Here is a 769-nt window from a genome sequence, read left to right as displayed (position 1 = left end):
AAGGTGTTCGATCAGGGTCATTGGGTTACCTCTCAGAAAGTGAGGTGCGATTAGATCACAGTAATTCAGCAGATTCAATCTTTGTTAACAAAGTGCGATCCCGCCCTGATTTTTTAGCTTTATATTGATTACATGTTTCTAACAAAGTAATCCTTGATGAGCAAGGGTATGACTTAAGGCTATGGATTCGTTGAGGGCGATATCGATATTAGGGTGGGCTTTACTCACATCGACTTCTTTATATTTTAAAGACATATCGATATGATATTTTATTAAATAGACTTTAGAGAGGACTTCGCTATTGTAAATGTAATCACCTGCAACAAAATGTTGAAGTAAATAATCGGAAGCCAGTAAAATCATGGTACTTTCAAAGTCAGAATCAGTAACTTGAATTAAAGTACATAATATTTTTAAGTCGTTCGCGAGCAGGTTGTGAGCGTTCATCTGATGACCTTAAAAATCAGTCTACCCTGCATACTAGCATTTTATAATGATTAGGTGAAATGCTCTATATTAATATTAACGTCATTTAACTTAATTGTTTAAGGGTTGATTTACTTAGATGGTTTTTTTGGTATGGCCAGTTTTTTATAGTCAATATCATAATGTTGAAGAATGATATTTATTTTATATTTATAGTTTTAAATATAGCGATTTCCTAGATCTCAGCAATAAGCGACACACGTTTACCTGTTAAAAACTCATAAGGACTGAGAAAGTTTAACGCCTTTCTTGGCCTCATGTTAATTAAAAATTCAGCATTGGC

General features: G+C 33.4%; 1 protein-coding gene and 1 pseudogene. Both read right to left on the bottom strand.

Going from position 1 to position 769, the window contains the following annotated elements:
- Positions 1-138: 138 nt before the first annotated feature.
- Positions 139-447 (bottom strand): hypothetical protein, encoded by a 309-nt coding sequence (locus L2764_RS27475; RefSeq protein WP_248943496.1) that lies wholly within the window; start codon positions 445-447, stop codon positions 139-141.
- A gap of 214 nt (positions 448-661) precedes the next feature.
- Positions 662-769 (bottom strand): annotated as a pseudogene (locus tag L2764_RS27470) (IS30-like element ISVsa7 family transposase); the annotation flags it as partial.

Origin of the sequence: Shewanella surugensis, assembly GCF_023284005.1 — a bacterium.
Taxonomy (GTDB): Bacteria; Pseudomonadota; Gammaproteobacteria; order Enterobacterales; family Shewanellaceae; genus Shewanella; species Shewanella surugensis.
Note: the sequence above shows the minus strand (reverse complement) of the source record. Positions and strands in the feature narration are given on the sequence as shown.